This window comes from Brochothrix campestris (assembly GCF_046058945.1).
GTDB lineage: Bacteria > Bacillota > Bacilli > Lactobacillales > Listeriaceae > Brochothrix > Brochothrix campestris.
The window spans coordinates 393,812-414,932 of the sequence record NZ_CP175511.1 but is presented as its reverse complement, the minus strand read 5'-3'; the positions used below and the strand labels follow the sequence as shown (position 1 = coordinate 414,932).

The following is a 21,121-nucleotide window of genomic DNA, read 5'->3' as shown; positions in this document are numbered from 1 at the left end:
GCTTACTCACCACGTTCACCTACAAAAGCATCGAACCCATCATCCGTTTCAATGGATGTCAGTTCGTTTTTAGGTAATAAGTCTAATACTTTCGAATACATCGCATTGTAGCGATTAATCATTGCGTTGTATGACTTCTGGGCTGGATTCTCAATGTTCATCACTTGTTTGCCGTTCTCCATTAAAATGATAGGGCCGTACTCATTAACTTCTTCTTCCAGTTTTTCTAATGTCACCTGCATGAATGCCAGTCGCTGCATAAGTGGTTTGGCCACTCTGACTTTTTCTTCTGGAATTTCATCGAATATTTTAACTAGATTATCATAGCGCCGCTTGATTTTCGTTTTATTTTTCATTCAGGACACCTCACTCGTTATTAATAAATTCACATTTTGAAAACACTCCTTTTTTAGCACTTTGCTGAATAGATAACATAATGCTTCCGTAATTTTTCTCTGATAAGTTACGAACAGGATCTTTGTTAATACGTTCGAAACATGTCGCTGCCGTTTCGTTCATATAATAGTATCTGACAGCTTCGCTTTTCAACTTCTCACAAAATGCTGCATCAGGAACACTGCGTATTAACCAAACCACGCGATCGCTTTTGTCTAATTTTGCAGTTGTAATAATACTATCTAATATGCCCAACACATATTCGTGAACTGATTCATACGAATGCCACCGTTCACCATTTGTTAAAGCCAACATGATTTCGTCGTAATCGAAAACGACATCCTCCTTCCCTTTATTCGCTTTTACGTACGTTGATTTTCCACTTGCGGGAAAACCAGACACCACTTTAAAAACAGCCATATATGCCCCCCTAATCAATTCTGTTTTTTCACGATTAATTACGCGTATTCCTTTTAAAAACCGCACACGAGCGTTGTCACTCGTCCTACACCCCCCCTCATGTAGAAAACGCCCTGCGCGTTACAAAAAAGTTTACCCTCCGGTGTTTATCCAAAAACTAAAAATCAATTTGAAGGGGGGCTTAGTTGAATAAGGTTGCCTTCTTTATCAAAGGTTAAGCCTTTATCAACCATTACATTCGCATGATGTTCTTGGTTATGACAGTCTTGACAAAGATATTCAAGATTACTCCAGTTCAACGTGATATATACATCATCTATGTTCTCCTCTGTGATGTATTTAATATGATGAACTATCTTTCCTGGTTTAAACTTCTTTCGTCTAAGACATCGTTCGCACAGTCCACCGACTGAATCGATGTAACCTCTGCGGCACTTCTTCCATGCCATTGATTGATAGAACGATTCTGCATACTCTTTGGACACTCTCTATCACACCCTTATAATCTTTCACTGTTTGCTATTGCATCTTCTGATTCAGCAATGACCTTATCTACTTGTTGCTTTGAATGCTCTGTCTCCATGTACTGAAGCGTTAAGAGTTGTTGAATGGATGTGACGGCTTCAACTGTCAGCGTATTCGTTTTGATTCCCAACGGATTAAGTATTGCCTTGCTACTTTCAAAGTTGAGATGAACGTACATGACTGATGTAAGAACTGCAGCGCGTTCCTTTACATCCAGCCCACTCGTCGACATCATCTTAACGATTTCTTTTTGAATATCATCTACTTCATTCACACGCTCACTCCTCAATATTTCAAATTGAATTTTTTATCACATTTGGGACAATGCTTTTAAATTGCCCTTACACTATATGGCGCATTCATATGACAAAAGTGCTCTGCGAATGTAACATATCTTATAAACTGTACACTTTCGCCAAATCATCAAACCCTTTCTGTCCCAATAGTTAGCGTCGTTTTTCTTTTTGAATGTAACGTTGTTCATTTGAGTGACTATTTGGTTTTAAGGATTAAAGTATCTGAGCATAAAAAAAACACCACATAGGTGCTTTTTTAATACCGTACTTCATCTCTACTTATGCTGAGTTTATCTATTTCATCCATTAATACTTGTTTTTTGTTTATATCATCAGAGAGAGCAACTTCTTCTGTTTTCACTCTTATTTCTTCGTTAGTTTTACCTTTCCTTTTTATATATGTATTATTATTATCCGTTGCTTTTCTCAATAATCTTTTGTACTTTAGCGCCTTAGGTTCAAAATAAAAACAATAAGTTGTTTTCCCTTTGAACCAAGCGAATTCATCATCCCCACCAATTTTTTCTATTATAAAATACACATTTGAATAACTTTTACCAAAAACTGATAACCTCGTATGTTTATATTTACCGCAATGATTAAACGGAATTTTCAATTCAATACTTGTTTCTTTGTTATTTACTAACAATTTACTTGTATGCACTTCGTTATCTTGCTGATATATAAATATTAGCATTTGAATTTTTTCTGGATTTTCCATTTCTATAGTCAAGTTAACCTCGGCATTATAGTTTATAGATAAATTACTATCCACAGCCTTTAAACACGAGCTCCAATTCAAACTCGGACTATTATTCACCTTGTAATTCATCAAATTAATAATTGTGGTAATAAGTCCTGTAACAAAGGCACATATCGATATTACAAATGCCGCTCTCTCCATCATTTAATCTCCTTTTAATAAACGTGCGTATACTTCCGATTCATTTTCAAGTAATGCTTTCTGCAAAATCCCATTCTTTTTTGAAAAATTTCTTGAATGTCTCAATAAGTGCTTCTAATTCGATTAATTGCATTTCACAATTATTCTCCGCTGAAATAAATACACAATGTTTTTCTAATTTTTTTAACACTACTATTTCTTCGTCTTTAATCAATTTTAGTGATAATTGGATTTTAATTCCTCTTAAATTTTTCAATAGTTCTTTAACTTCAGAATCGAATGTTTCTAAGCCCTTTTTTAAGATATTGAGTTCGTTGTGTTTAATATTATAATCATCACGATTCACGTTTATTACTTCCCCAGCTGTCACTTCAGGACTATAACCCAATGTTTCATCTCCATATTCATTAATATAATTTGATTCATATCCCTCATGAATAATTTCATCTTGTCTGTCTCTGTACTCGTATTCAAAAGAATTTATCTCTGTGATTATTTTATTTATTTGTATTATTTCATTATTGTTCTCCTGCATCGTTTCTTTTTTCTTTATTATTTCGTTTGAAGTTAAAACATATTGAGCAAAGTCGCTTTGTATATCTCCTATAATTTTCAATCTATTATTATATAGATAATTCCCCTTAATTGTTTTTCTATTTAATTCACGCGTTTTATAATTAGACCATAAACTAGCTACAAATGCGAAAAATGCTGAAATCGCAGTAATTCCTTGCCATTGAAATTCGTTTTCTTTATTGAAAAATATATCTTTGTGATTGTACAATTCTACTCCTAACACTCCCACGAGCATTAGAATACAAACAATTCGTATTATTTTTAACTTTAAATTTTTCAGTATAAACTCCCCCTTATACCAATTATACCCATATTCAAATATAAATTTATACTTATATTTATATTTATAAACCGAATCCTTCCATCATCGTATCTAATCCATCTTGTTCAATACCAATGTACCTTAGCGTTATTTTAGGGTCCGCATGATTAAAAATAATTTGCAAGGCAGCTACATCTTTATATTCCTTGTAGAAGTGGTAACCAAATGTTTTACGTAAACTATGTGTCCCGAGGTTTCCTAGTTTAAAGGTCTCTTGGATATCAACTAAAATACGATAAGCTGTAATTCTTGATATTGCAGCATAACCTTTTCTACTGGCAAATAACCAATCATCATCGCTTTTATTATAGATAAAGCGGCTGACAGCTTTTCTTGCTTCTTTATTTAATTTTATCTTCTTATGTTTTCCGGTCTTTTTTTCTCGAATATTAATATAATCGCCTCTAACATCCTTTACTTTTAAAAGTAAAAGATCACTAATACGTAATCCAACGTTAATGCCTAGTACAAATAACGTATAATTACGTCCACCGCTATCTTTAATTAATAAATATTTTTTGATTTCACGTATAACATTCTTATCTCGTATTGGTTCAACAAAATTCACACTTACCACTCCTTTAATTCAACAAATGGATTATTTTGTTTATTTTTTTCTATCTTCGCAGTCGCGCGAATGACAAATCTCTCAACAGCACCTACACTAATATTCAGCAAATCAGCTGTTGCGTTATATGAAAATAAACTTTGTTTAATTAATAGATAACATTCTTTTTCACGTGCGCTCAAATTTTTTAGTAAGTCGTTCAATAATGCTTCATCAAACGTATTGGCTTCCAATTCTTCCTCTATTGGAGCTTGTTGACTTTTTAATACCGATAGCAAATGTTCATCCGCAATTAATGTAATCCTTCTTTTAGGTGCACTCGCTTCGCTTTTATAATTCCACGGATCGATACCTGTCTCCATGTATTCCATCGCTTCGCCTAAATCACGAGCCATACTATTCAACAACGTTTTCTCGGTTGATTCCGTTCTTTTGTTTGCTTCTCTATTGACGTACCTTTTACAAACAGCATATTCAAAAAGCAAATCGCTAAATTGTTCTTTTCTACTCATAATTATTCCTCCTTTCATAAAATAAAAAAGGATATTAAAGGATAACCATAATGATTATCCTTTAATATCCTTCGAGTGTTTCGACCAGATATACGTATTTTTGTTATAATTCTATTAGAGGGTGGTGAAAAAATGAAACTTAATCATGAGTGTGTAAGAGATGTTTTAATGGCTATTGAAGAACAAGCCAACACTACTCTATCGTTGCAGAGTTTAAATTTCCCTACAGTTTATACTGAAAATGAAATTATATACACCTTAGAAAAATTAAAAGAAGCAAACTTCGTAAATGTCACGTTCAAATATGCGAGCAACAAACTATATTCATGCCGTATATCCTCGCTAACCTGGGATGGACATGCTTTTTTGGATACGATTAGAGATGATACTGTCTGGGCTAAAACAAAATCAGCAACTGAAAAATTAACTAGTGTATCGTTAAACATGCTTTCTTCTATCGGGAGTGAAATCGTTGTAAAACTACTTTCAGGAACTAACTAATTACACTTCAAATACATTTTTTTCTAATAATATATATAACTTTTTATACTTAGGTATTCCAGCTGTATGTCTTATTTCTTTAATTTCATTCTCATCCAATAGCATTTTTATGTCGTTAGATTCAACAATGCTTACTATTTTTTTTCTGAAAATATTGTTCACAAAGTAAACTGCTTGATAAGACATTTAACTTTCCCCTTTCTTTTATCTAATCACTCAAGTTAAAAGGATTCTTTGCTAGATCTTCTATTTTCTTCTCTAAGTCAGCAAATAAATCCCTATTTTCTATGCGCAACTCTTTATTTGCCTTAGTATCTTTCGCCAAAGTGCTAAGGTGCTTTTCTATGCTCTCTAAAGCTTCAACTATTCTTTTTTCGTTACTCACTTCCACTTCCATTGCTGTTTTCATTACATTTCAACTCCCTAACTTTATAAATTCCAACCATTTTCGTTGTTAACATTTCAGAACTAACCATAATATATTTCAATGGTTTAAATCCGAGATAAGTGTTTTTTGTTATACTAACTAGAGAAAGTGAGGTGATTAACATGGATGCAGTATTGAAAATTTGTATAAATGATGGTTCTGATATAATTATTGATGGATTCGATACTATTTCTTTTTCAAATGATGCAACAACTTTTGAAATAGATTCTTCTGCTTATAACATTCAAAAAGAGTACCCAAATGTGTTAAATAACTTAATTCATTTCAATTTCATTCGAATTACACGTTGTTATATGAGTGATCGATTGGAGTACAAGGACCATTCCTTTACATTTGAAAATACAATTACTTCGAAAAATACACCGTTTATTCTTCCTACTCAATCAATAACGACAATTATTGATATGATCAATTAACTTTTTTTGGCACATAGCCCTCAGATGCTGTGTGCCAACTTCTTTCTAGAAACAGAGCATTCGCTTTTTCCAATACTTCGATGGCTTCCTTAGCATTCATATTACTATTCACTAAAATACCGATTACCTGACTCACTACAGCATCTTTATTTTCCAAGTCTATTTCATCTCCTTAACTTTATAAGTTGTCGCCATTGTCATTGTTGTTGGTTCGTAATTAATCCATTTAATATCTGTTTGTCCAAAACCTGTGGAAGGCACTGGACACACCTTAGTTAACTCTCCATTCAACTTCACATAGACTCCGTCTGATTCAACTACTACTTTCTTTTTTTCATTTTTCATTAGTCACCATCCTTTTCAATATTATCCAATTACACTAAACATTTATAATTTCTCGGACTCTCATGTTCCACTTCATTTTTCATGTCTTATGAATCGGACATCGTTCCAGCTATTTTCGTTTTTCTTAAACGCTTGCCTTGCAAGGTATATACACCATTGACGGTTTCTATTAAATAGCGATCATATTCAGTATGATAGGCTCTAATCGTCAAATACGTTACTTTTTCACCTAGCAATGACTCCACACGATTCCTTACATTTTTGATTAAATCATTTCTCATGATATGTACACCCTTTCTATATCACAGTCGTTTGCTAGTTCACAAAAACCGCTCGTTCCATTGTTATAATTTTTAATTGCCTCTGTCTCCTCTGCAGCGGAATAACAAACGGTCTTAAAAGTTGCTACACCATCCACCAACCAATTAATGATTGAAAATGGTTCATTATCATAACCAATAAATTGAGGCTTTATCATTTCAAACCACCCTTTCTAATGCCTTTTTGGATAAACAACGGTTCGTCATTTTTTCTTTGAAAACTAATCTCTCTTTGCGTGTCTGAATGAATAAACTCTGTAATTAAATCAAACATCGCTGCTTTACTGATACAATTTGCTGTTACTTGATTATTAACAGTTACCGTTCCATATGATTTGTTCATTACCAATCAACCGCCTTTACTCGATAATCGAGTGTGTTTTTAAATGTTGTAATTTTGATGTTAGCCATCAACCGAGAAACCGTTCTAGCATCATACATATTCACCAGTTCATCCTTTGATAAATTAGTTGTGATAATCGATGGTTTTGTCTGTAGTTCTGACGTAATTTTATTTAAAACCGTTGTCGTAAAGTTCGATGCTGCGTTGTTAGAATTGACGGTACCTGTTTCAGCACCTAAATCGTCGAGTACGACAACATCAGCCTCTGTCACTAACTCAATAAAATACGATTGTGTTGTATTTGATTCTTTGTTATTGAACGAGTGATAGATTTTATCAAACATTTTTGGAACATTGAGGTACAAGCACTTTTTATTAGCCTTTGTATATTCATTAATCGTGTTGAGGATGCCCCAAGCAATGTGAGACTTACCAACACCAGCATTACCGATAAGCCAGTAACTGAAGGCTTCACCCTTAATCGCTCGTTTAATAACTTCTTTTGACGTTTCAATTGCCTGTTCTTGTTCATGTTGTTTTGTAACATAGCTTGAAATACTCGCTCTATACGTACTGACATCTCCTACAAGCGATTTTTTACGTAGCATGCTGTAGTTATGTTGTTTAGGCTCTAAACGTCCTCTACTGTTCACCAACAGCCTTTCCATAACTTCCATTTGCTGTTCCCTATTTCTCTTGTCGCGATCACAAATTGGGCAGTAAATAAATTTCGAGCCATCTTCGTTATCCAGCTCCCATTTGTGTACATGCGGATGTTCATCACAGTGTTCACCAATCGGGCGTGCCCGGTTGGAAATTGCTCTGCTTAGCTTGCTGAGGCTTGTTTCGTTGATTATTTGCATTGTATTGCCCTCCTGTTTGTCGTTTTGCGGTTAACATTTGAGTCATGAGTATGTCGAATTTATCTCGAAGTTTTTGTGTGCTTAAAATATTGACCTGCCAAAACTTATTAGTCTGTGCAAAAATAATAACTTTTCTAATATCCTCCAGATTACGTCCGTCTCGTTCAATCATCAGTCGTATGACATCAGCCCATTTTTGTAGGTCAGGTTTTTTATATTTCGGATTAATTTTTCGAATCATCGTCAGAAGTAATTCTGCTGATTGTAATTCGCTGGAGTCGTTAGTGAATTTATTCACTGACTTCTTTTTTCTCTTTTCTTTTTTATTACTGTTATTATTAATACTGTTACTATTAATACTGTTACTATTAGTTCCTCTGTTTTGACTGTGTTCAAAATGACCGGGGTCAGATTGACCACTATCAAATTGACCGTTATCAATATCGTTGCTATCAGTTTGATTTTGAGAATTATCTTCTTCCTTTTTTTCGACATCGGCTAAAAGAATATTACCTAGTACAATTTCATACATGTTTGATTTATTTCTGTTGTTATTAAAACGTTTACTCACTTTTAAATAACCGCAGGCCACAAGTTCTTTTCGATATTTATAAAATCTTTTTTCGCCTATTTTTAATTTCGCACAAATATATGACACACTTGGATAAGCCGTTGCTCCAGCGCCAGCATAAGAAGCGATAAAGCCATAGATAGCTTTGGCTTCTATACTCAATCGATCGTCTTTAAAGACCTGCTTAGGTGCAAAACCAAATCCTTCTGATAAAACTCCATTTAATTCTTTTTTTTCTGCCAAATTAGAAACCTCTTTTCGCCATTTGTGTTATACTAACTATAGTTATTTTGTTCAGCGCCGCTCTCGTAAAGCGGCGTTTTTTATTGTCTTTTTTTAAGATAAGTTCTTTCTAGTTCAATCTCTTGCATAATCCTCTCGAAACGTACTTTCGACCCTTTATTCTCAATCAAATCTTGAATAACTATGATATAAATCATACGAGCTACTATCATTGCTCCTAATGTGTATAATCCTGCATACCAAATAATAGGCATTGTCCTCACCTCCTTTTATTATCTGGAATAGATTTCCGAAAAATGCTGATCTAAAAAATCAGCCATCCCTTTTGCTTGAAACGACCATTTTTCACCTGTTCCAGGTGTCGGATAAAATACACACCCGCCATTTTCAACATCGAGATATTTTTTAAACAAAGGTTTTTCCAAAATGTTTTCTTTTATCCATTTGGATTGTCTTTGAACACGTTTTTCTAAATCTTTCATGGTCCAGGTTTTCCCTAACAAACTACTTTCTTCTAACTGATAAAGTTCAGCTTCAGCAACCAACACCATCCCATCTGGAATCTGAAACACAGATTTCACTTCTAAGCTTTTATATGTATCTATCAAACTAACTCCTCCTATTCCAACCCACTTTTGTAAACGATTCGCTTATCTTTGATCAAAAAAAATATTACTTTCAACTTCTAATATCTCAGCAAACTTTTGTATATCGTCCGCTTTAATATTTATTTCTCCGTTAGATATCTTTGAATACCATGGTGCTGTGAATCCAAATGCTTCTGCAATACTTTTTTTAGAAATTCTTTTTTCTATTCTAATCATTTCTATCTTTTCATAAATCTTCATTTTGGCCTCCTATTAATAAACAATTCGTTTACTTAATTACACTATAAAATAAACGATTCGTTTAGTCAAGGTTTTTTAGGGCAAAAGTAAACGATTCGTTAATAAAACTAAACATATTGTTTATATCATGTTACTATTTTAGTATCAAGTTAACGAGGTGCTTACAATGAGCGATTTAGGAAGAGAATTAAAAAAAGCTAGAGAACGTACAAATTTAACTCAAAAAGATGCTGCTGAAAAACTAGGCATTACTGCCGGTGCTTTGTCCGGATATGAACGTAACTATCGGAAACCTGATACAGATATGATTTCCGATATTGCAGTTCTCTATGACGTTTCAGTAGACCACCTTTTAGGTTTGAGTAATCTTTCTGTTCCTGACTGGGCTAATGAACAAGATAAATTAGATTTAAAAAAGTTTTTGGATAATCAGCAAGAAATGTACTATGGCGACATCAAACTTACTGAAGAAGAAAAGAAACAGTTAAACGACATTGTAATTGGCGTATTTTGGAAACGCATGAAAGAAGCTAAAGACAATCAAATCGAAAAGAAATGAGCGTGATCTATGGCTTGGGTAAATGAAAGAATATTAGACATCGTCTATGATATTGCTGATAATATCAGTACCGATCCATTCGATGTCTGTGATTTTTTAGGTGTGAAAGTTGAATATGTTCCATTACCTGGAACTATAAAAGGGATGCGACTGGCAATTGATAATAGTAACCTCACTGAAACAACTATTTTACTTGATGCCAATACCGATACCGATTCATTGAAATTCATTTGCGCACATGAATTAGGGCATTGCTTATTGCACGAGGGAATAAGCCGAATGTTTATTGAAAAAGAAACGTTCAATGCTCCGGGTAAATTCGAATTGGAAGCTAATTTATTTGCCACTTATTTTTTGTTATACAAAAAAGATCTGAATTCCTATTCAGACCCTTACGAATTATTTTCAAGTTATGGTATACCCAATGAAATGATTGGGTATATTGAAAAAATATATAGTTAAAATTGGAGGCTATTAAATGAGTTTTTTTAGTGATATTAAAGATTATATGAACTTAAAGAAAACAATAACTCGTGATAAAGAATCTTTGGAATCTCTCAAACATGATATATCTAAAAAAAATGATTTATTGGGCATTGCTGAAAAAAAACTTAATAATAAAAACGATCTTATTCTAGAAATCAAAAATGAGATAGTTGCTGAAAATGAAATGATTCGAAAAAAGATAATAGAAGATGCTGAAAAAAAAGAGCAAGATTTAACCGCAATTGTCGACGAACTAAATGTAAAAAAAATTGAACTTCAAAAAGAAATTGTTTCCATTGGAGAACAAATCCAAGCTGAAAGTTTTGGTTTTTATACACCTCAATATAATTTAGCAAGTTCAATTTCCTATAAAAATCGCTTATTACAATTAAGAAACAAACAGAAATTAACAGTTAAAAATAATGAAGCTGTAGTTATTATCCATCAAATGTTATTGAATAATAGTCTTTCTAAGGGACAAGCAATGACAAAAAAACAAATTAAATTTTTAATAAGAGCCTTTAACAATGAATGCGAAGCAGCTATAAATAAAGTTAGGTATTCAAATTTCATACAAATAAAAAAAAGAATCATAAAATCATTTGAGCAATTAAATAAAATGAATAGTTATAATCAAATAGAACTTACTGAATACTATTTACATTTAAAAACTGAAGAACTTCAGTTAGCATACGAGTATGAACAAAAAAAGCAAGAGGAAAAAGAAGAGTTGCGAGCACAAAGAGAAGTTGAACGTGAGGAAAAAGCACTTCAAAAGGAGATAGCATCAAAAAGAAAAGTGTTAAATAAAGAAATATCACATTTTGAAAATATGATTAATGAGTTGAAAGAAAAAATCACAACTTCATCTACTGAGGAAGAACGTAATGCCTTAACAATTGAAATAGATATTTTACAAAAAAAGGTAGATAAATATCAAGAAGAAAAAGAAGATTTGGATTATAGAGAATCTAATGCTAGAGCTGGATACGTCTACATTATAAGTAATATTGGTTCCTTCGGAAATGATGTTGTAAAAATAGGTGTAACTCGACGACTCGAACCACTTGAGCGAATCAATGAATTGAGCAGTGCATCAGTTCCATTTAAATTTGATGTTCACGCACTAATATTTAGTTATGACGCCTATACATTAGAATCACAACTACATCAACATTTCTCAGCACATAGAATTAACAAGGTTAATAATAGAAAAGAATTCTTTAAAGTTTCTATTGAAGATATAGAAGAAGTTTTAGTTTCTCATAAAAATTTGACTATTGATTTTGAAAAGATGGCTGAAGCGCAAGAATATAGAGAAAGTTTAATAAAAGAATCCACTTTATAATTTACTTTTCACTTAACATTTAAATAGGAGGCTGAATATGGCTAGTTACAAAAAATTAAAATCCGGATGGCAATTCCGGATTTCTTTTTATATAGGAGGCGTTCGTAAAACAAAAAGTGTCAATGGGTTTAGAACAAAGTCAGAAGCACAAATCGCTGCCACTGAATTAGAACAACAATTAAGTCGAGGTAATTCTTTAACAGCTGGTGAAATTCCTTTCGTTCAATATTTCACTAATTGGTACACGCTTTTCCGTAAAGGAAAATTAAGTTGGAAGAATGATCGCGACATTGAAATTAGTATCAATACAGCGGAACGTTTTTTTAAGGCCACAAAGTTAAAAGATATCGATCGTCATCTCTATCAAGAATTTTTAAATGATTATGGAGCAACACATGCAACTGCTACTGTAAAAAAAATCCACACCTATACACGCGCCTGTTTACAGGATGCATTAAATGACGGTGTTATCTTTAAAGACCCTACCTATCGTGTTAAGGTTGTTGGCCAAGTTAAAAACAAAGACGAAAGTCTTAAATTTTTACACGAGAATGAACTCCTAAAATTATCTAACAATATGCAAGATAATCTTAATCCACGTTATCCTTCGCGGTATATGATTTTATTCGGTATCGCCACTGGTTGTCGTTTTTCAGAAGTGGTGGGTCTTACCTGGGATTGTGTTGACTTTAAACAACAAACGATTAAAATCAATAAAACCTTTGATTATCAACGAACGCTTGATTTTTTGCCAACAAAAAATGATGGTTCAATGAGAACTATTTCTGTAGATCCTTTCACTCTCTCTTTTTTAAAAGAGCTACTTGTTTACCAACAAACAAAACTAAAAAAGAAAAACAGCAAGAACCTGGTGTTTATAGATGCAAATGCAACCATAAATTCAAACACTGCTGTCAACAAAGTTCTAAGAGCAGCCTGCGCTGAACTAAAAATAAATTCGATTACTTTCCATGCATTACGTCACACTCACGCTTCCATTCTGTTGTATCGTGAAATAAACATCAAGTATGTTTCACGAAGATTAGGTCACACCGATATTGTTACTACATTACAAACTTATGGTCATATTCTTGATGAACTTGAGCAACGTGAATCATCTAAAGTTGACCAAGTCATGGATAATCTCTATCAACAAACACGCGAATTAGAGTGTACCGATAATGTACCAAAAATAATAAAACAATGATTTACAAGTTAATCTCTCAAGAACAAAAAAAGAACTTAAACGCTATTATATCAACGTTTAAGCTCTTTTTTTATTGTGCATTTCCATACAGGTTTAACACTGAAATGGAGACGGCGGGAGTCGAACCCGCGTCCAGACATATCGGCACTTGAATTTCTACACGCTTAGTCTACCTATTAGAATTTCGCCAAATAGGCAGCCGGTAAACAGGCTTTCTAAAGGCTAGTCTGATTAATCTCTTCTGTCATGCTCCAGACGGAAACAATCGAGCGTATCCCACTTAATTTGAGACCCTGATCTTACCACATGGGCGATGGAAGGAGGATCTTGCTAGTTAACTACTTACGCAGCTACTGCAAAGTTGTTGTTAGTTTTGCCAGTTATTATTGGCTGTGACGTTTTGACAGAGACGATCCCTCTGACATGCCATCCAAGCTCGAACTATGCCTGTCGAATCCGTAACGTCCCCTCTATAAAGAGGTTAGCTTCCGGGAATAAGCCGAAAAAGCTTAATTGTAGATATAAAAAGTGGGAGCAGTTACAATCCGGCAACATACTCCCTTGACGTTGTTTTTGCGTGCACGTCATCACAATTGGTTTGGCACCAATACGCTAATTATAACAAGTTACCCATCAAAAATCAACTAGTATTTTTGATTATCACGGAAAGCACGTTGAATATCGCGCTTCGCTTCTTTTTGTTTTAAGTCTTGGCGTTTATCATACTTCTTTTTACCGCGTGCTAAACCGATAACAACTTTTAAAAAGCCGTTTTTAAGATACATTTTCACAGGGATCAAAGAGTAACCTGATTCCTTCGTATCACCAATTAATTGGTCGATTTGCTTACGATGAAGTAATAATTTACGCACACGTAACGGTTCATGGTTGTAGCGGTTTCCTTGTTCATACGGACTAATATGCACGTTGTACAAGAAAATTTCACCCTTGCGAATTTGCGCATAGCCATCTTTTAAGTTAATGCGGCCATTACGAACCGATTTAATTTCAGTTCCTTGCAAAACAATGCCTGCTTCATACGTTTCTTCGATAAAATAATCGTGGTACGCTTTTTTATTGCCTGCAATTTGTTTACCTGCACCTTTTGGCATCTGTTGTCACCCTCTCACTCTGATGAATGTTTCTTTGTTTTCAACTAACAGCTGACTCTTTCACGCAATCACTTGTGACTCACGTCACGGCGTGCTCGCCTTCCAAGTGTTGCGCTGCTGACCAGTTGTCTTCGCTTTTATTTTTACTTCGAATATTTTTGGTAAAATGGTTTTTTCGCTTTTTTATGATTATTATTGTTGCTTTGGCCGCCACCTTTGCCTTTACCATACTGGGGTTTATCTTTATCCCCTTTAGAGCCTTTCGGTGCATAACCTTTCATATTAAGTGCTTTTGGCACTTTTTTGCCTTTGGTATATTCACGTCGTTCTGTTTTAGGCAGTTCTTCAAGGTCAACCACGACTGCTGGACCCGGTTGCGCTACTGAAAAGTCGATTTTACGTGCATCGACATCGACTTTTTCAACTTTAACCATAATTTCATCACCGATGCGGTATGTTTTACCTGTACGTTCACCGATTAATGAGAATTGTTGCGGATTAAAGTTATAGTAATCGCCTTTAAGGGCACTGATATGAACTAAGCCTTCAATTGTGTTTTCAAGTGAAACAAACAACCCAAAGTTAGTCGCTGAACTGATAACGCCTTTAAATGTTTCGCCCACTTTATCAAGCATAAACTCGGTTTTCTTCAATTCATCCGTTGCACGTTCTGCTTGAATCGCACGACGTTCACGTTTCGATGTATGATCCGCAATCTCAGGTAATTCAGTGTTCCAGTGCGTTAGCGCTGCCTCATCTGTTTTGTGATTGATTAAATACGAACGAATTAAACGATGCACAATTAAATCGGGGTAACGACGAATTGGCGAGGTGAAATGTGTGTAAAAGTCAGTCGATAAACCAAAGTGGCCGAGGCTATGTGTATCGTAACGTGCTTGTTGCATTGAACGTAACATCACAGTTGAAACAACCAATTCTTCTGGTTTCCCCTTCACTTTTGCAAGTATTTCTTGCAACATGCTCGGTTTCAAACCATCCTTCGTGCTTTTTACAGTCAAACCAAAGTTGGTAATAAATTCGAAGAATGTTTGTAAACGGTCTTCTTTCGGTTCCTCATGCACACGATAAATAAATGGCACGTGCATGTTATTGAAATGTTCCGCCACTGTTTCGTTGGCCGCCAACATAAATTCTTCAATCATTTTTTCACCAACACCACGTGTTCGTAGTACCACATCGGTTGGATGCCCCGCCTCATCAACCAAGACACCAGCTTCGCTAATATCAAAATCAACGGCACCACGCACATCACGACGGTGACGTAATAATTGCGCCACTTTTCCCATCATTTCAACCATTGGCACAACGGTCGCAAATTGTTCGCGCACAGCCACATCATGATCGGTTAAAATTTGGTTAACACCCGTGTAGGTCATTCGTTCGGTTGTATTAATCACACTTTCAAAAATATCATGGCTAACCACCGCACCATTGGCATCAAGCTCCATCGTACATGATAGCGTAAAGCGATCTTGACGCGGATTCAATGAACAAATACCATTTGATAAGCGGTGTGGAATCATTGGAATAACACGATCGACCAAGTAGACGCTTGTGCCTCGATCAGCGGCTTCGCGATCGAGCGCTGAACCTTCAGTCACATAATGACTAACATCGGCAATATGCACGCCTAACTCAAAGTTACCATTCGGTAATTGTTTCACGCTAACCGCATCATCTAAATCCTTCGCTGACTCGCCATCAATTGTAATTAACATTTCAGCACGCAAATCACGACGCGTACCAATTGTCGATTCTTCGATTTCATCAGGTACGTCGTTAGCTTCTGCCAACACATCCTCTGGGAATTCGATATCAATTTCTAAGCCATGCACGATTGATAAAATATCAACCCCCGGATCATTTTTATGACCGATTACGCTCGTTATGTAACCTTTGGCTGGTTGGTTCGCCTGTGGGTAGTCTTTAATCGTCACAACAACTTTATGGCCTTCCACTGCTTGTACACTGCCTTCAGTAATAATTTCCACTTGAAAGTTCAATTTTTTATCATCTGGTGTCACAAACGCATCACCATTCATTTTTTCACTGTACGTTCCGACCAACGTCGCCGTGCCACGTTCGATGATTTTAATAACCATACCTTCTTGACGTGAATCATTGCGTTTTGATTGAATGATTTCAGCCATAACGGTGTCACCATTCATCGCATTGTTTGTCATCCGCGGTGGAATAAAGACATCATCTAAACTTTTATCTTCAGGAATAACGAAACCAAAGCCTTTTTCATGCGCCTGGAAGCGACCTGTCATATGATTCATTTTTTCTGGTAAGCCGTAACGATTGCGTTTGTTACGAATAACCTTGCCTTTTTCTTCGAGTTGTACGAGTGCTTTAACAAGTACTTTAAACTCATCTGCCTCTGTTAATTGTAGCCCTTTTTCAATCTCTTCTAACGTCACTGTTGTTTCCTCTTGTTCTTGTAGAAAAGCGATTACCTCATCTTTGTATTGTGATTGTGATAACATGCACAACACCTCCTTATCATTGTTGTTAATTACTCCAGTCCAAACTTTCTATAAAAGTAAGAATGTCTTGATGTAATTGATTTCTTTCTTTATCCAGCGTCAAAATATGGCCCGACTGTGGGTACCATTTGAGTTCTTTTTGAACCGATTCAACGTGGTTATATATATACTTGGCATTTTCAGCTGCAACCATCTTATCTTGCTCCCCTTGTGTAACTAAGATGGGCGCATAAATCATGTCAATGTTTTGACGAATTGTTTGTATCTCAGCAGCTAACTTTGTAATTGTTTCAAATGACGCCGAGTCAAACCGTGCCATTTCGCGGGCAATTTGTGCCTCATCCTTGCCTTCATACTTTTTATAGTTAGCCGCAAAGCGACTAAAACCGGCAATAATTGGCGAATCACCATCAACTTTGGCTGGTGCAGCCATGGTCACTATCCCTTTAACAGGCTTGCTATAGCCTAGTTTCAACGAAAAAGCCCCACCGAGCGATAAGCCCATCACAACAATCTCGTCAAATCCTTCTTTTTTTAAAAAATCATAGCCATCGACGGCCGATTGCCACCAATCAGCGGGTGTTGTTTCAAGTAACATTTCCGGCTCCAGTCCATGACCTTTGTACAACGGGGCATAGCTCGTTATATTCTCATTTTCAAGAAAACGACCGAGCATCCGCACATCGGTTGTATTACCGGTAAAACCATGTAAAAGCAAACAGGCTTTCGGGCCTTTTTTAAAATAAAACGGTTCTGCTTGACGAAGTTTCATTTGGTGTTCACGTCCTTATCTGTGGTGAGTTTAAAAGTTGATAAACAAAAAGCATCTGCCTTATGCAGATGCTTAAGCGATTATCGCTTCGTTTCTGTTTCTAAACAGCCGCACTCGTACCGTTGGAATGATCTTTTTTTGCTAATTATCCAGATGATACATCCCGCTTGTTGTAAACAAGAAGTTGTCATACAGCCTTAATTTGTTACTTATTTCACAAAAAAACTTAGTAAAATAACTAATACAAAGAAAACGATAGAAAGGATTACTGTTGCACGATGTAACACAAGTTCAACACCACGCACTTTCTTTTTACCGAATAATTGCTCTGCGCCACCCGTAAGTGCACCTGATAAACCGGCATCTTTACTTGGTTGCAAAACAACAGCAGTAACTAATAATACACAGGTAATAATTAACAACACTATTAATAAAGTATGCATAATAATCCTCCAAAACAATATATGTGCCTTTAGTATAACATGAAATGACTACCTATGCTAGTTAATGACATGTGCTAAGCGTTTTCTTTTCACCTTGTTTCAACACGCTCACTCTGAATCACAAAAGACACATTACGTAACATCAATCATCAAAAAATCGTGTCCAATCAAAGCCTAAAATTGTAGCTACTTTTTTTGCGGTCTTGACAGTCGGGTTCCGCTGACCGTATTCATACATTGCATAGGCCGTCCTTGAAATCCCTGTTTCGCGAGCAACATTCTCTTGTGTCAATTTCTTTCCCTTACGAATAACGACTAACCATTTTCTCATGTCGCACCTCCAAAAAGTCACGTTACGTGTACTGAAACTATAGCCTTTTTTACACAGCTCTGTCAACTATAACGAAAATAACGATGATTATTTTACCAACTTATTATAAGACGTTATAATAAAGGAAGAACGACACATTTAGTGACGTCAATTGAAGGAGTGAAACATGGATACTTTGAAGAAATTACGTCATCAAAAAAACATCCGCCAAATCGATGTTGCGACTGCTCTTGGCATCGCACGAACAACTTATGCAATGTATGAATCAGGTCAAAGAACACCTGATAAGGAAATGCTCATTAAATTAGCGGACTTTTTTGCTGTTTCGGTCGATTATTTAATTGGTTATGTCAGTATTCCACCACAGATGAGTCAGCTAAATGAAATAGGTCTACTCGACTGGTATAAAAAACTGCCCGAAGCAGCACCAGAGGATTTGCAAAAATTAAAAGACATTTGGGAGATTATTAAAAAAGATGAAAATTCTTAAGTAATCTTCTCGTTATTTTCAGTTGTTTCACATCTTCCTTAACTATAATTACTTTATAGTTAACATAAAGGAAGTGCCTTATAATGCCACATAAACAAAAAATGACAACCGCGATGATCATTGAAGCGATTAACGCTTCAATCTCATACGATTGCCAACTCAATAGTCAATTATTAACCACACAACTGCAACACTCTAAACAGTCACAGTCATTTGAAGCTCGTGTATACCTCCAAAACAAACTGCTTTGTTTTCTAGATAACGTCATGATTATTCAGGCGATTCGTTCTTGGTTAATGGTCGAATACGACTTGAATCCCTACATTAAACTCGAACTATTTACTGATGAAGCGCATCATATTTCCGCTAGCTTTTAAAGGTGACCTCATGACCAATTGGCAAAACGCCTGCCTCATCGCCATGTCCGATTGCCGCCGTACGCACTAGTGGAATACCCGGTGGTAATACATCCGCTAGCAGTTGCTCGATTTGTTGACTCCCAGTCTTATCTAACTCACTAAAGGTACCTAATACCACACCGACACAGTTATTAAACACATTTAACTGGGCCAACTGAGCCACATAGGTCGCGTTGCGTTCATAATTACCCGATAACCCTTCTAACAATAACACCCCTTTGTTTACCTTTGGCCAATACGATGTCCCTGCTAATTTCAGCAAACACCGGATGTTGCCACCATAAACAATGCCCGAAAAAGTTTGTTCATTACGAACAAAATGATAGCTAGGCAACGATCCATTAGACATAAACTGTTTAATAAACTGCTGTTGTTGAGTGGCAGCGGACGAACCCGCTAAGGTCATCAATTGGAAATAGTAACCTGCCACAGCTGTTTTTTGCCAAATCGCATTTAACAAGGTCGTTAAATCACTCAATCCAACGAGTGGTTTTTTTGTTTGTTTTATAATGTCAAAATCAATAAAGGGCAGCACTTGATTCGCTAAATCGCCACCTGAGATATCAAAAATCAGTTTAATTTTGTCATCCTGATATAATTTAGCAAGTTCAACCGCACGTTGATGCGCTGTGCCGCTGGCCTGGCCTTCACAAGCGAAAAGTGTTGCCGCTCTAACTGTTTGAATACCCAAATCAGCCAGAAACTGCTCGATTTGCTTTAGCTTTATTTCAGATGCACGCGGACGACCATTTGAACAAGCAATTAGACCGATAGTATCACCGTTTTTCAACACCGCTTCACACCTCTTTTCTTTACTTTCATCATACACTATCCTTTACATATAGTTAATCCGAATTATTGTTTAGGTTTGGACGCTTCCTTCGTCTCGTTTTTGGTGGCCTCACTCGATGCTTTTTCTGCTGCTTGTTTGGCTGCCTCACTCGACGCTTTTTCTGCTGCTGCTTGTTTGGCTGCCTCACTCGACGCTTTTTCTGCTGCTGCTTGTTTGGCTGCCTCACTCGACGCTTTTTCTGCTGTTGCTTGTTTGGCTGCCTCACTCGACGCTTTTTCTGCTGCTGCTTGTTTGGCTGCCTCACTCGACGCTTTTTCTGCTGCTGCTTGTTTGGCTGCCTCACTCGATGCTTTTTCTGCTGCTGCTTGTTTGGCTGCCTCACTCGCAGCCTTGTCCATTGCTACCTGTCGAGCAGATTCTTCCGCTGCCAAACGTTCTTCCTCGGCAATTCTTAAACGTTCCTGTTCTTCATCCATCACTAGTCGTTTATTAAGTTTAACTAATTCTATATGATAGGTTTGGCGGATGGCTTTATTTTTGATTTGTTCTAACAAATTTAACGCCTCTTCATAGTTTTTTCGTCGCTCAGATAAACTTACTAACTCCGTTTCATTTTCAAGTGTTTCCTCTAGTTGTTCTGTTGCACGGGCTTGTTTCATTCCGACTCCGACAACCGTCATCATCTCTGTATGCCACTGTGTATTGGTAAAGTCAGCAAGTGTTTCATTCAATTTCACTAGTGTCTTCATTTTTGTAGATTGGGCAATAACGATTTCATCAGATGGAATCACTTCATCACCGCTTATAGCTGGATTCGTAAACTGAACATTCAGCTCGCTTTGTAGGGCGTACATTTTTGTTACGGCCGTTACAATTTCATTCAATTGCGTACGTAAATCTTTTTGGTGTACGCGTGCCACTTTTTTTTGAACACTTTTAATTTTTTCTAACGAAATATCTTCGTTTAAAAACGAACTATTTTCAGCAACATATAGTGATTTAACCGCCGTTTGGGCAATACGTGCACGACCTGTTGTGCTGTTTGCCTCAGCTAATTTAGCAGCCCGTTCTTCCTTTGCTGCCACCTGTGCTTGATACTGTAAACTACCAACATATATGCCCAGAGCTATTACAAATATCCCAATTGCAATCACACTTTTTTTAACCGTTCGCTTTTTTGCCTGCTGTTTCTTTTGTTCATGATAATCTGCACGTGTTGGCATCTCATCTCCCC

At 36.0% G+C, this 21,121-nt stretch carries 35 protein-coding genes and 1 other RNA gene; 8 read left to right on the top strand and 28 right to left on the bottom strand.

Features of this window, described 5'->3' with window-relative positions; genetic code table 11:
* Positions 1-2: 2 nt before the first annotated feature.
* The 8 genes from ACJYYY_RS02180 to ACJYYY_RS02145 form a co-directional block, all read right to left on the bottom strand.
* Positions 3-356 carry a hypothetical protein gene (locus ACJYYY_RS02180; protein WP_035312979.1) on the bottom strand — a complete coding sequence of 118 codons (354 nt, stop codon included), beginning with the start codon at positions 354-356 and terminating at the stop codon, positions 3-5.
* A gap of 10 nt (positions 357-366) precedes the next feature.
* On the bottom strand, positions 367-816 hold the full coding sequence (locus tag ACJYYY_RS02175; RefSeq protein ID WP_035312977.1) for a hypothetical protein: 450 nt from the start codon (positions 814-816) through the stop codon (positions 367-369).
* A gap of 164 nt (positions 817-980) precedes the next feature.
* Positions 981-1,265 (bottom strand): HNH endonuclease signature motif containing protein, encoded by a 285-nt coding sequence (locus ACJYYY_RS02170; protein ID WP_084038417.1) that lies wholly within the window; start codon positions 1,263-1,265, stop codon positions 981-983.
* Positions 1,266-1,315: 50 nt separating this feature from the next.
* Positions 1,316-1,615 (bottom strand): hypothetical protein, encoded by a 300-nt coding sequence (locus tag ACJYYY_RS02165; protein ID WP_035312974.1) that lies wholly within the window; start codon positions 1,613-1,615, stop codon positions 1,316-1,318.
* 278 nt (positions 1,616-1,893) lie between these two features.
* Entirely contained in the window at positions 1,894-2,541 is a 648-nt protein-coding gene (locus tag ACJYYY_RS02160) for a hypothetical protein (RefSeq protein ID WP_408869056.1), read from the bottom strand.
* A gap of 46 nt (positions 2,542-2,587) precedes the next feature.
* On the bottom strand, positions 2,588-3,340 hold the full coding sequence (locus ACJYYY_RS02155) for a hypothetical protein (RefSeq protein ID WP_408869055.1): 753 nt from the start codon (positions 3,338-3,340) through the stop codon (positions 2,588-2,590).
* A gap of 121 nt (positions 3,341-3,461) precedes the next feature.
* Complete coding sequence (locus ACJYYY_RS02150; RefSeq protein WP_035312969.1) at positions 3,462-4,007, bottom strand: tyrosine-type recombinase/integrase; 546 nt, start codon at positions 4,005-4,007, stop codon at positions 3,462-3,464.
* 2 nt (positions 4,008-4,009) lie between these two features.
* Complete coding sequence (locus ACJYYY_RS02145; protein ID WP_408869054.1) at positions 4,010-4,519, bottom strand: hypothetical protein; 510 nt, start codon at positions 4,517-4,519, stop codon at positions 4,010-4,012.
* A gap of 132 nt (positions 4,520-4,651) precedes the next feature.
* Here ACJYYY_RS02145 and ACJYYY_RS02140 point away from each other — a divergent pair, with 132 nt between their 5' ends.
* Positions 4,652-5,020 carry a DUF2513 domain-containing protein gene (locus tag ACJYYY_RS02140; RefSeq protein WP_035312966.1) on the top strand — a complete coding sequence of 123 codons (369 nt, stop codon included), beginning with the start codon at positions 4,652-4,654 and terminating at the stop codon, positions 5,018-5,020.
* Here ACJYYY_RS02140 and ACJYYY_RS02135 read toward each other — a convergent pair whose 3' ends face one another.
* The gene (locus ACJYYY_RS02135; RefSeq protein WP_035312964.1) at positions 5,021-5,206 is read right to left on the bottom strand and encodes a hypothetical protein; all 186 of its coding nucleotides are present in this window, start codon (positions 5,204-5,206) and stop codon (positions 5,021-5,023) included.
* A gap of 22 nt (positions 5,207-5,228) precedes the next feature.
* Complete coding sequence (locus ACJYYY_RS02130; protein ID WP_156921079.1) at positions 5,229-5,429, bottom strand: hypothetical protein; 201 nt, start codon at positions 5,427-5,429, stop codon at positions 5,229-5,231.
* A 140-nt stretch (positions 5,430-5,569) separates the two neighbouring features.
* Between ACJYYY_RS02130 and ACJYYY_RS02125 the strand changes: the two genes are divergently transcribed.
* Positions 5,570-5,884, top strand: a complete 315-nt coding sequence (locus ACJYYY_RS02125) for a hypothetical protein (protein WP_035312962.1) — start codon at positions 5,570-5,572, stop codon at positions 5,882-5,884.
* On the opposite strand, the gene ACJYYY_RS02120 is transcribed toward ACJYYY_RS02125, so the two are convergent.
* From ACJYYY_RS02120 to ACJYYY_RS02075, 10 genes are all read right to left on the bottom strand, one after another.
* The gene (locus ACJYYY_RS02120; RefSeq protein ID WP_408869053.1) at positions 5,877-6,041 is read right to left on the bottom strand and encodes a hypothetical protein; all 165 of its coding nucleotides are present in this window, start codon (positions 6,039-6,041) and stop codon (positions 5,877-5,879) included. The two genes, ACJYYY_RS02125 and ACJYYY_RS02120, sit on opposite strands and share 8 nt — an antisense overlap.
* 2 nt (positions 6,042-6,043) lie before the next feature.
* The gene (locus tag ACJYYY_RS02115) at positions 6,044-6,229 is read right to left on the bottom strand and encodes a hypothetical protein (protein ID WP_035312960.1); all 186 of its coding nucleotides are present in this window, start codon (positions 6,227-6,229) and stop codon (positions 6,044-6,046) included.
* 86 nt (positions 6,230-6,315) lie between these two features.
* Positions 6,316-6,510, bottom strand: coding sequence for a hypothetical protein (locus tag ACJYYY_RS02110; protein ID WP_035312958.1), 195 nt, complete (start codon positions 6,508-6,510; stop codon positions 6,316-6,318).
* A complete protein-coding gene (locus ACJYYY_RS02105; protein WP_035312956.1) occupies positions 6,507-6,707 on the bottom strand; it encodes a hypothetical protein in 201 nt (66 codons plus the stop codon). Before ACJYYY_RS02105 ends, ACJYYY_RS02110 begins: the two co-directional genes overlap by 4 nt.
* Complete coding sequence (locus tag ACJYYY_RS02100) at positions 6,704-6,892, bottom strand: hypothetical protein (protein ID WP_035312954.1); 189 nt, start codon at positions 6,890-6,892, stop codon at positions 6,704-6,706. Before ACJYYY_RS02100 ends, ACJYYY_RS02105 begins: the two co-directional genes overlap by 4 nt.
* Positions 6,892-7,500, bottom strand: a complete 609-nt coding sequence (locus tag ACJYYY_RS02095) for an ATP-binding protein (protein WP_051456781.1) — start codon at positions 7,498-7,500, stop codon at positions 6,892-6,894. Before ACJYYY_RS02095 ends, ACJYYY_RS02100 begins: the two co-directional genes overlap by 1 nt.
* Positions 7,501-7,681: 181 nt before the next feature.
* Positions 7,682-8,569, bottom strand: a complete 888-nt coding sequence (locus ACJYYY_RS02090; protein ID WP_408869052.1) for a helix-turn-helix domain-containing protein — start codon at positions 8,567-8,569, stop codon at positions 7,682-7,684.
* Positions 8,570-8,649: 80 nt separating this feature from the next.
* Positions 8,650-8,823 (bottom strand): hypothetical protein, encoded by a 174-nt coding sequence (locus ACJYYY_RS02085; protein WP_156921078.1) that lies wholly within the window; start codon positions 8,821-8,823, stop codon positions 8,650-8,652.
* An 18-nt stretch (positions 8,824-8,841) separates the two neighbouring features.
* Positions 8,842-9,177 carry a DUF771 domain-containing protein gene (locus ACJYYY_RS02080; RefSeq protein WP_232217875.1) on the bottom strand — a complete coding sequence of 112 codons (336 nt, stop codon included), beginning with the start codon at positions 9,175-9,177 and terminating at the stop codon, positions 8,842-8,844.
* Positions 9,178-9,219: 42 nt separating this feature from the next.
* Complete coding sequence (locus ACJYYY_RS02075; RefSeq protein WP_408869051.1) at positions 9,220-9,417, bottom strand: helix-turn-helix domain-containing protein; 198 nt, start codon at positions 9,415-9,417, stop codon at positions 9,220-9,222.
* A gap of 166 nt (positions 9,418-9,583) precedes the next feature.
* On the opposite strand from ACJYYY_RS02075, the gene ACJYYY_RS02070 reads away from it, so the two are divergent.
* Genes ACJYYY_RS02070 through ACJYYY_RS02055 form a run of 4 tightly spaced genes read left to right on the top strand, consistent with a single transcriptional unit; the run spans position 9,584 to position 13,017 of the window.
* Positions 9,584-9,976 (top strand): helix-turn-helix domain-containing protein, encoded by a 393-nt coding sequence (locus ACJYYY_RS02070; protein WP_408869050.1) that lies wholly within the window; start codon positions 9,584-9,586, stop codon positions 9,974-9,976.
* Between the two features lie 9 nt (positions 9,977-9,985).
* Positions 9,986-10,438, top strand: a complete 453-nt coding sequence (locus ACJYYY_RS02065) for an ImmA/IrrE family metallo-endopeptidase (RefSeq protein WP_051456777.1) — start codon at positions 9,986-9,988, stop codon at positions 10,436-10,438.
* A 16-nt stretch (positions 10,439-10,454) separates the two neighbouring features.
* Positions 10,455-11,810: a DUF4041 domain-containing protein gene (locus ACJYYY_RS02060; RefSeq protein WP_408869049.1), complete on the top strand. Its 1,356-nt coding sequence runs from the start codon at positions 10,455-10,457 to the stop codon at positions 11,808-11,810.
* A gap of 37 nt (positions 11,811-11,847) precedes the next feature.
* On the top strand, positions 11,848-13,017 hold the full coding sequence (locus ACJYYY_RS02055) for a tyrosine-type recombinase/integrase (protein ID WP_408869048.1): 1,170 nt from the start codon (positions 11,848-11,850) through the stop codon (positions 13,015-13,017).
* A gap of 102 nt (positions 13,018-13,119) precedes the next feature.
* On the opposite strand, the gene ssrA is transcribed toward ACJYYY_RS02055, so the two are convergent.
* From ssrA to ACJYYY_RS02025, 6 genes are all read right to left on the bottom strand, one after another.
* Positions 13,120-13,486: a transfer-messenger RNA gene (ssrA, locus tag ACJYYY_RS02050) on the bottom strand.
* 175 nt (positions 13,487-13,661) lie between these two features.
* Positions 13,662-14,129: an SsrA-binding protein SmpB gene (smpB, locus tag ACJYYY_RS02045; RefSeq protein ID WP_035312952.1), complete on the bottom strand. Its 468-nt coding sequence runs from the start codon at positions 14,127-14,129 to the stop codon at positions 13,662-13,664.
* Between the two features lie 143 nt (positions 14,130-14,272).
* A complete protein-coding gene (gene rnr / locus ACJYYY_RS02040; protein ID WP_035312950.1) occupies positions 14,273-16,639 on the bottom strand; it encodes a ribonuclease R in 2,367 nt (788 codons plus the stop codon).
* A gap of 25 nt (positions 16,640-16,664) precedes the next feature.
* Positions 16,665-17,411: an alpha/beta hydrolase gene (locus tag ACJYYY_RS02035; RefSeq protein ID WP_408869047.1), complete on the bottom strand. Its 747-nt coding sequence runs from the start codon at positions 17,409-17,411 to the stop codon at positions 16,665-16,667.
* 209 nt (positions 17,412-17,620) lie between these two features.
* Positions 17,621-17,854 carry a preprotein translocase subunit SecG gene (gene secG / locus ACJYYY_RS02030; RefSeq protein WP_035312947.1) on the bottom strand — a complete coding sequence of 78 codons (234 nt, stop codon included), beginning with the start codon at positions 17,852-17,854 and terminating at the stop codon, positions 17,621-17,623.
* A gap of 142 nt (positions 17,855-17,996) precedes the next feature.
* Entirely contained in the window at positions 17,997-18,185 is a 189-nt protein-coding gene (locus ACJYYY_RS02025) for a helix-turn-helix transcriptional regulator (protein WP_035312945.1), read from the bottom strand.
* A gap of 166 nt (positions 18,186-18,351) precedes the next feature.
* Between ACJYYY_RS02025 and ACJYYY_RS02020 the strand changes: the two genes are divergently transcribed.
* Positions 18,352-18,675, top strand: a complete 324-nt coding sequence (locus ACJYYY_RS02020; RefSeq protein ID WP_035312942.1) for a helix-turn-helix domain-containing protein — start codon at positions 18,352-18,354, stop codon at positions 18,673-18,675.
* 83 nt (positions 18,676-18,758) lie between these two features.
* The gene (locus ACJYYY_RS02015) at positions 18,759-19,052 is read left to right on the top strand and encodes a hypothetical protein (RefSeq protein ID WP_035312940.1); all 294 of its coding nucleotides are present in this window, start codon (positions 18,759-18,761) and stop codon (positions 19,050-19,052) included.
* Here ACJYYY_RS02015 and ACJYYY_RS02010 read toward each other — a convergent pair.
* Complete coding sequence (locus ACJYYY_RS02010) at positions 19,042-19,887, bottom strand: LD-carboxypeptidase (protein WP_035312938.1); 846 nt, start codon at positions 19,885-19,887, stop codon at positions 19,042-19,044. The genes ACJYYY_RS02015 and ACJYYY_RS02010 overlap by 11 nt on opposite strands.
* A gap of 62 nt (positions 19,888-19,949) precedes the next feature.
* Positions 19,950-21,110, bottom strand: coding sequence for a hypothetical protein (locus tag ACJYYY_RS02005; RefSeq protein ID WP_408869046.1), 1,161 nt, complete (start codon positions 21,108-21,110; stop codon positions 19,950-19,952).
* Positions 21,111-21,121 lie beyond the last annotated feature (11 nt).

What these genes read in the sequence shown, in the direction of transcription:
- ACJYYY_RS02180 (WP_035312979.1), bottom strand. Translation starts at nt 356, where the DNA reads ATGAAAAATAAAACGAAAATCAAGCGGCGCTATGATAATCTAGTTAAA.
- ACJYYY_RS02175 (WP_035312977.1), bottom strand. Translation starts at nt 816, where the DNA reads ATGGCTGTTTTTAAAGTGGTGTCTGGTTTTCCCGCAAGTGGAAAATCA.
- ACJYYY_RS02170 (WP_084038417.1), bottom strand. Translation starts at nt 1,265, where the DNA reads ATGGCATGGAAGAAGTGCCGCAGAGGTTACATCGATTCAGTCGGTGGA.
- ACJYYY_RS02160 (WP_408869056.1), bottom strand. Translation starts at nt 2,541, where the DNA reads ATGGAGAGAGCGGCATTTGTAATATCGATATGTGCCTTTGTTACAGGA.
- ACJYYY_RS02145 (WP_408869054.1), bottom strand. Translation starts at nt 4,519, where the DNA reads ATGAGTAGAAAAGAACAATTTAGCGATTTGCTTTTTGAATATGCTGTT.
- ACJYYY_RS02140 (WP_035312966.1), top strand. Translation starts at nt 4,652, where the DNA reads ATGAAACTTAATCATGAGTGTGTAAGAGATGTTTTAATGGCTATTGAA.
- ACJYYY_RS02135 (WP_035312964.1), bottom strand. Translation starts at nt 5,206, where the DNA reads ATGTCTTATCAAGCAGTTTACTTTGTGAACAATATTTTCAGAAAAAAA.
- ACJYYY_RS02130 (WP_156921079.1), bottom strand. Translation starts at nt 5,429, where the DNA reads ATGAAAACAGCAATGGAAGTGGAAGTGAGTAACGAAAAAAGAATAGTT.
- ACJYYY_RS02125 (WP_035312962.1), top strand. Translation starts at nt 5,570, where the DNA reads ATGGATGCAGTATTGAAAATTTGTATAAATGATGGTTCTGATATAATT.
- ACJYYY_RS02115 (WP_035312960.1), bottom strand. Translation starts at nt 6,229, where the DNA reads ATGAAAAATGAAAAAAAGAAAGTAGTAGTTGAATCAGACGGAGTCTAT.
- ACJYYY_RS02110 (WP_035312958.1), bottom strand. Translation starts at nt 6,510, where the DNA reads ATGAGAAATGATTTAATCAAAAATGTAAGGAATCGTGTGGAGTCATTG.
- ACJYYY_RS02105 (WP_035312956.1), bottom strand. Translation starts at nt 6,707, where the DNA reads ATGATAAAGCCTCAATTTATTGGTTATGATAATGAACCATTTTCAATC.
- ACJYYY_RS02100 (WP_035312954.1), bottom strand. Translation starts at nt 6,892, where the DNA reads ATGAACAAATCATATGGAACGGTAACTGTTAATAATCAAGTAACAGCA.
- ACJYYY_RS02095 (WP_051456781.1), bottom strand. Translation starts at nt 7,500, where the DNA reads ATGCTACGTAAAAAATCGCTTGTAGGAGATGTCAGTACGTATAGAGCG.
- ACJYYY_RS02085 (WP_156921078.1), bottom strand. Translation starts at nt 8,823, where the DNA reads ATGCCTATTATTTGGTATGCAGGATTATACACATTAGGAGCAATGATA.
- ACJYYY_RS02075 (WP_408869051.1), bottom strand. Translation starts at nt 9,417, where the DNA reads ATGAAGATTTATGAAAAGATAGAAATGATTAGAATAGAAAAAAGAATT.
- ACJYYY_RS02070 (WP_408869050.1), top strand. Translation starts at nt 9,584, where the DNA reads ATGAGCGATTTAGGAAGAGAATTAAAAAAAGCTAGAGAACGTACAAAT.
- ACJYYY_RS02065 (WP_051456777.1), top strand. Translation starts at nt 9,986, where the DNA reads ATGGCTTGGGTAAATGAAAGAATATTAGACATCGTCTATGATATTGCT.
- ACJYYY_RS02060 (WP_408869049.1), top strand. Translation starts at nt 10,455, where the DNA reads ATGAGTTTTTTTAGTGATATTAAAGATTATATGAACTTAAAGAAAACA.
- ACJYYY_RS02055 (WP_408869048.1), top strand. Translation starts at nt 11,848, where the DNA reads ATGGCTAGTTACAAAAAATTAAAATCCGGATGGCAATTCCGGATTTCT.
- smpB (WP_035312952.1), bottom strand. Translation starts at nt 14,129, where the DNA reads ATGCCAAAAGGTGCAGGTAAACAAATTGCAGGCAATAAAAAAGCGTAC.
- rnr (WP_035312950.1), bottom strand. Translation starts at nt 16,639, where the DNA reads ATGTTATCACAATCACAATACAAAGATGAGGTAATCGCTTTTCTACAA.
- ACJYYY_RS02035 (WP_408869047.1), bottom strand. Translation starts at nt 17,411, where the DNA reads ATGAAACTTCGTCAAGCAGAACCGTTTTATTTTAAAAAAGGCCCGAAA.
- secG (WP_035312947.1), bottom strand. Translation starts at nt 17,854, where the DNA reads ATGCATACTTTATTAATAGTGTTGTTAATTATTACCTGTGTATTATTA.
- ACJYYY_RS02025 (WP_035312945.1), bottom strand. Translation starts at nt 18,185, where the DNA reads ATGAGAAAATGGTTAGTCGTTATTCGTAAGGGAAAGAAATTGACACAA.
- ACJYYY_RS02020 (WP_035312942.1), top strand. Translation starts at nt 18,352, where the DNA reads ATGGATACTTTGAAGAAATTACGTCATCAAAAAAACATCCGCCAAATC.
- ACJYYY_RS02015 (WP_035312940.1), top strand. Translation starts at nt 18,759, where the DNA reads ATGCCACATAAACAAAAAATGACAACCGCGATGATCATTGAAGCGATT.
- ACJYYY_RS02005 (WP_408869046.1), bottom strand. Translation starts at nt 21,110, where the DNA reads ATGCCAACACGTGCAGATTATCATGAACAAAAGAAACAGCAGGCAAAA.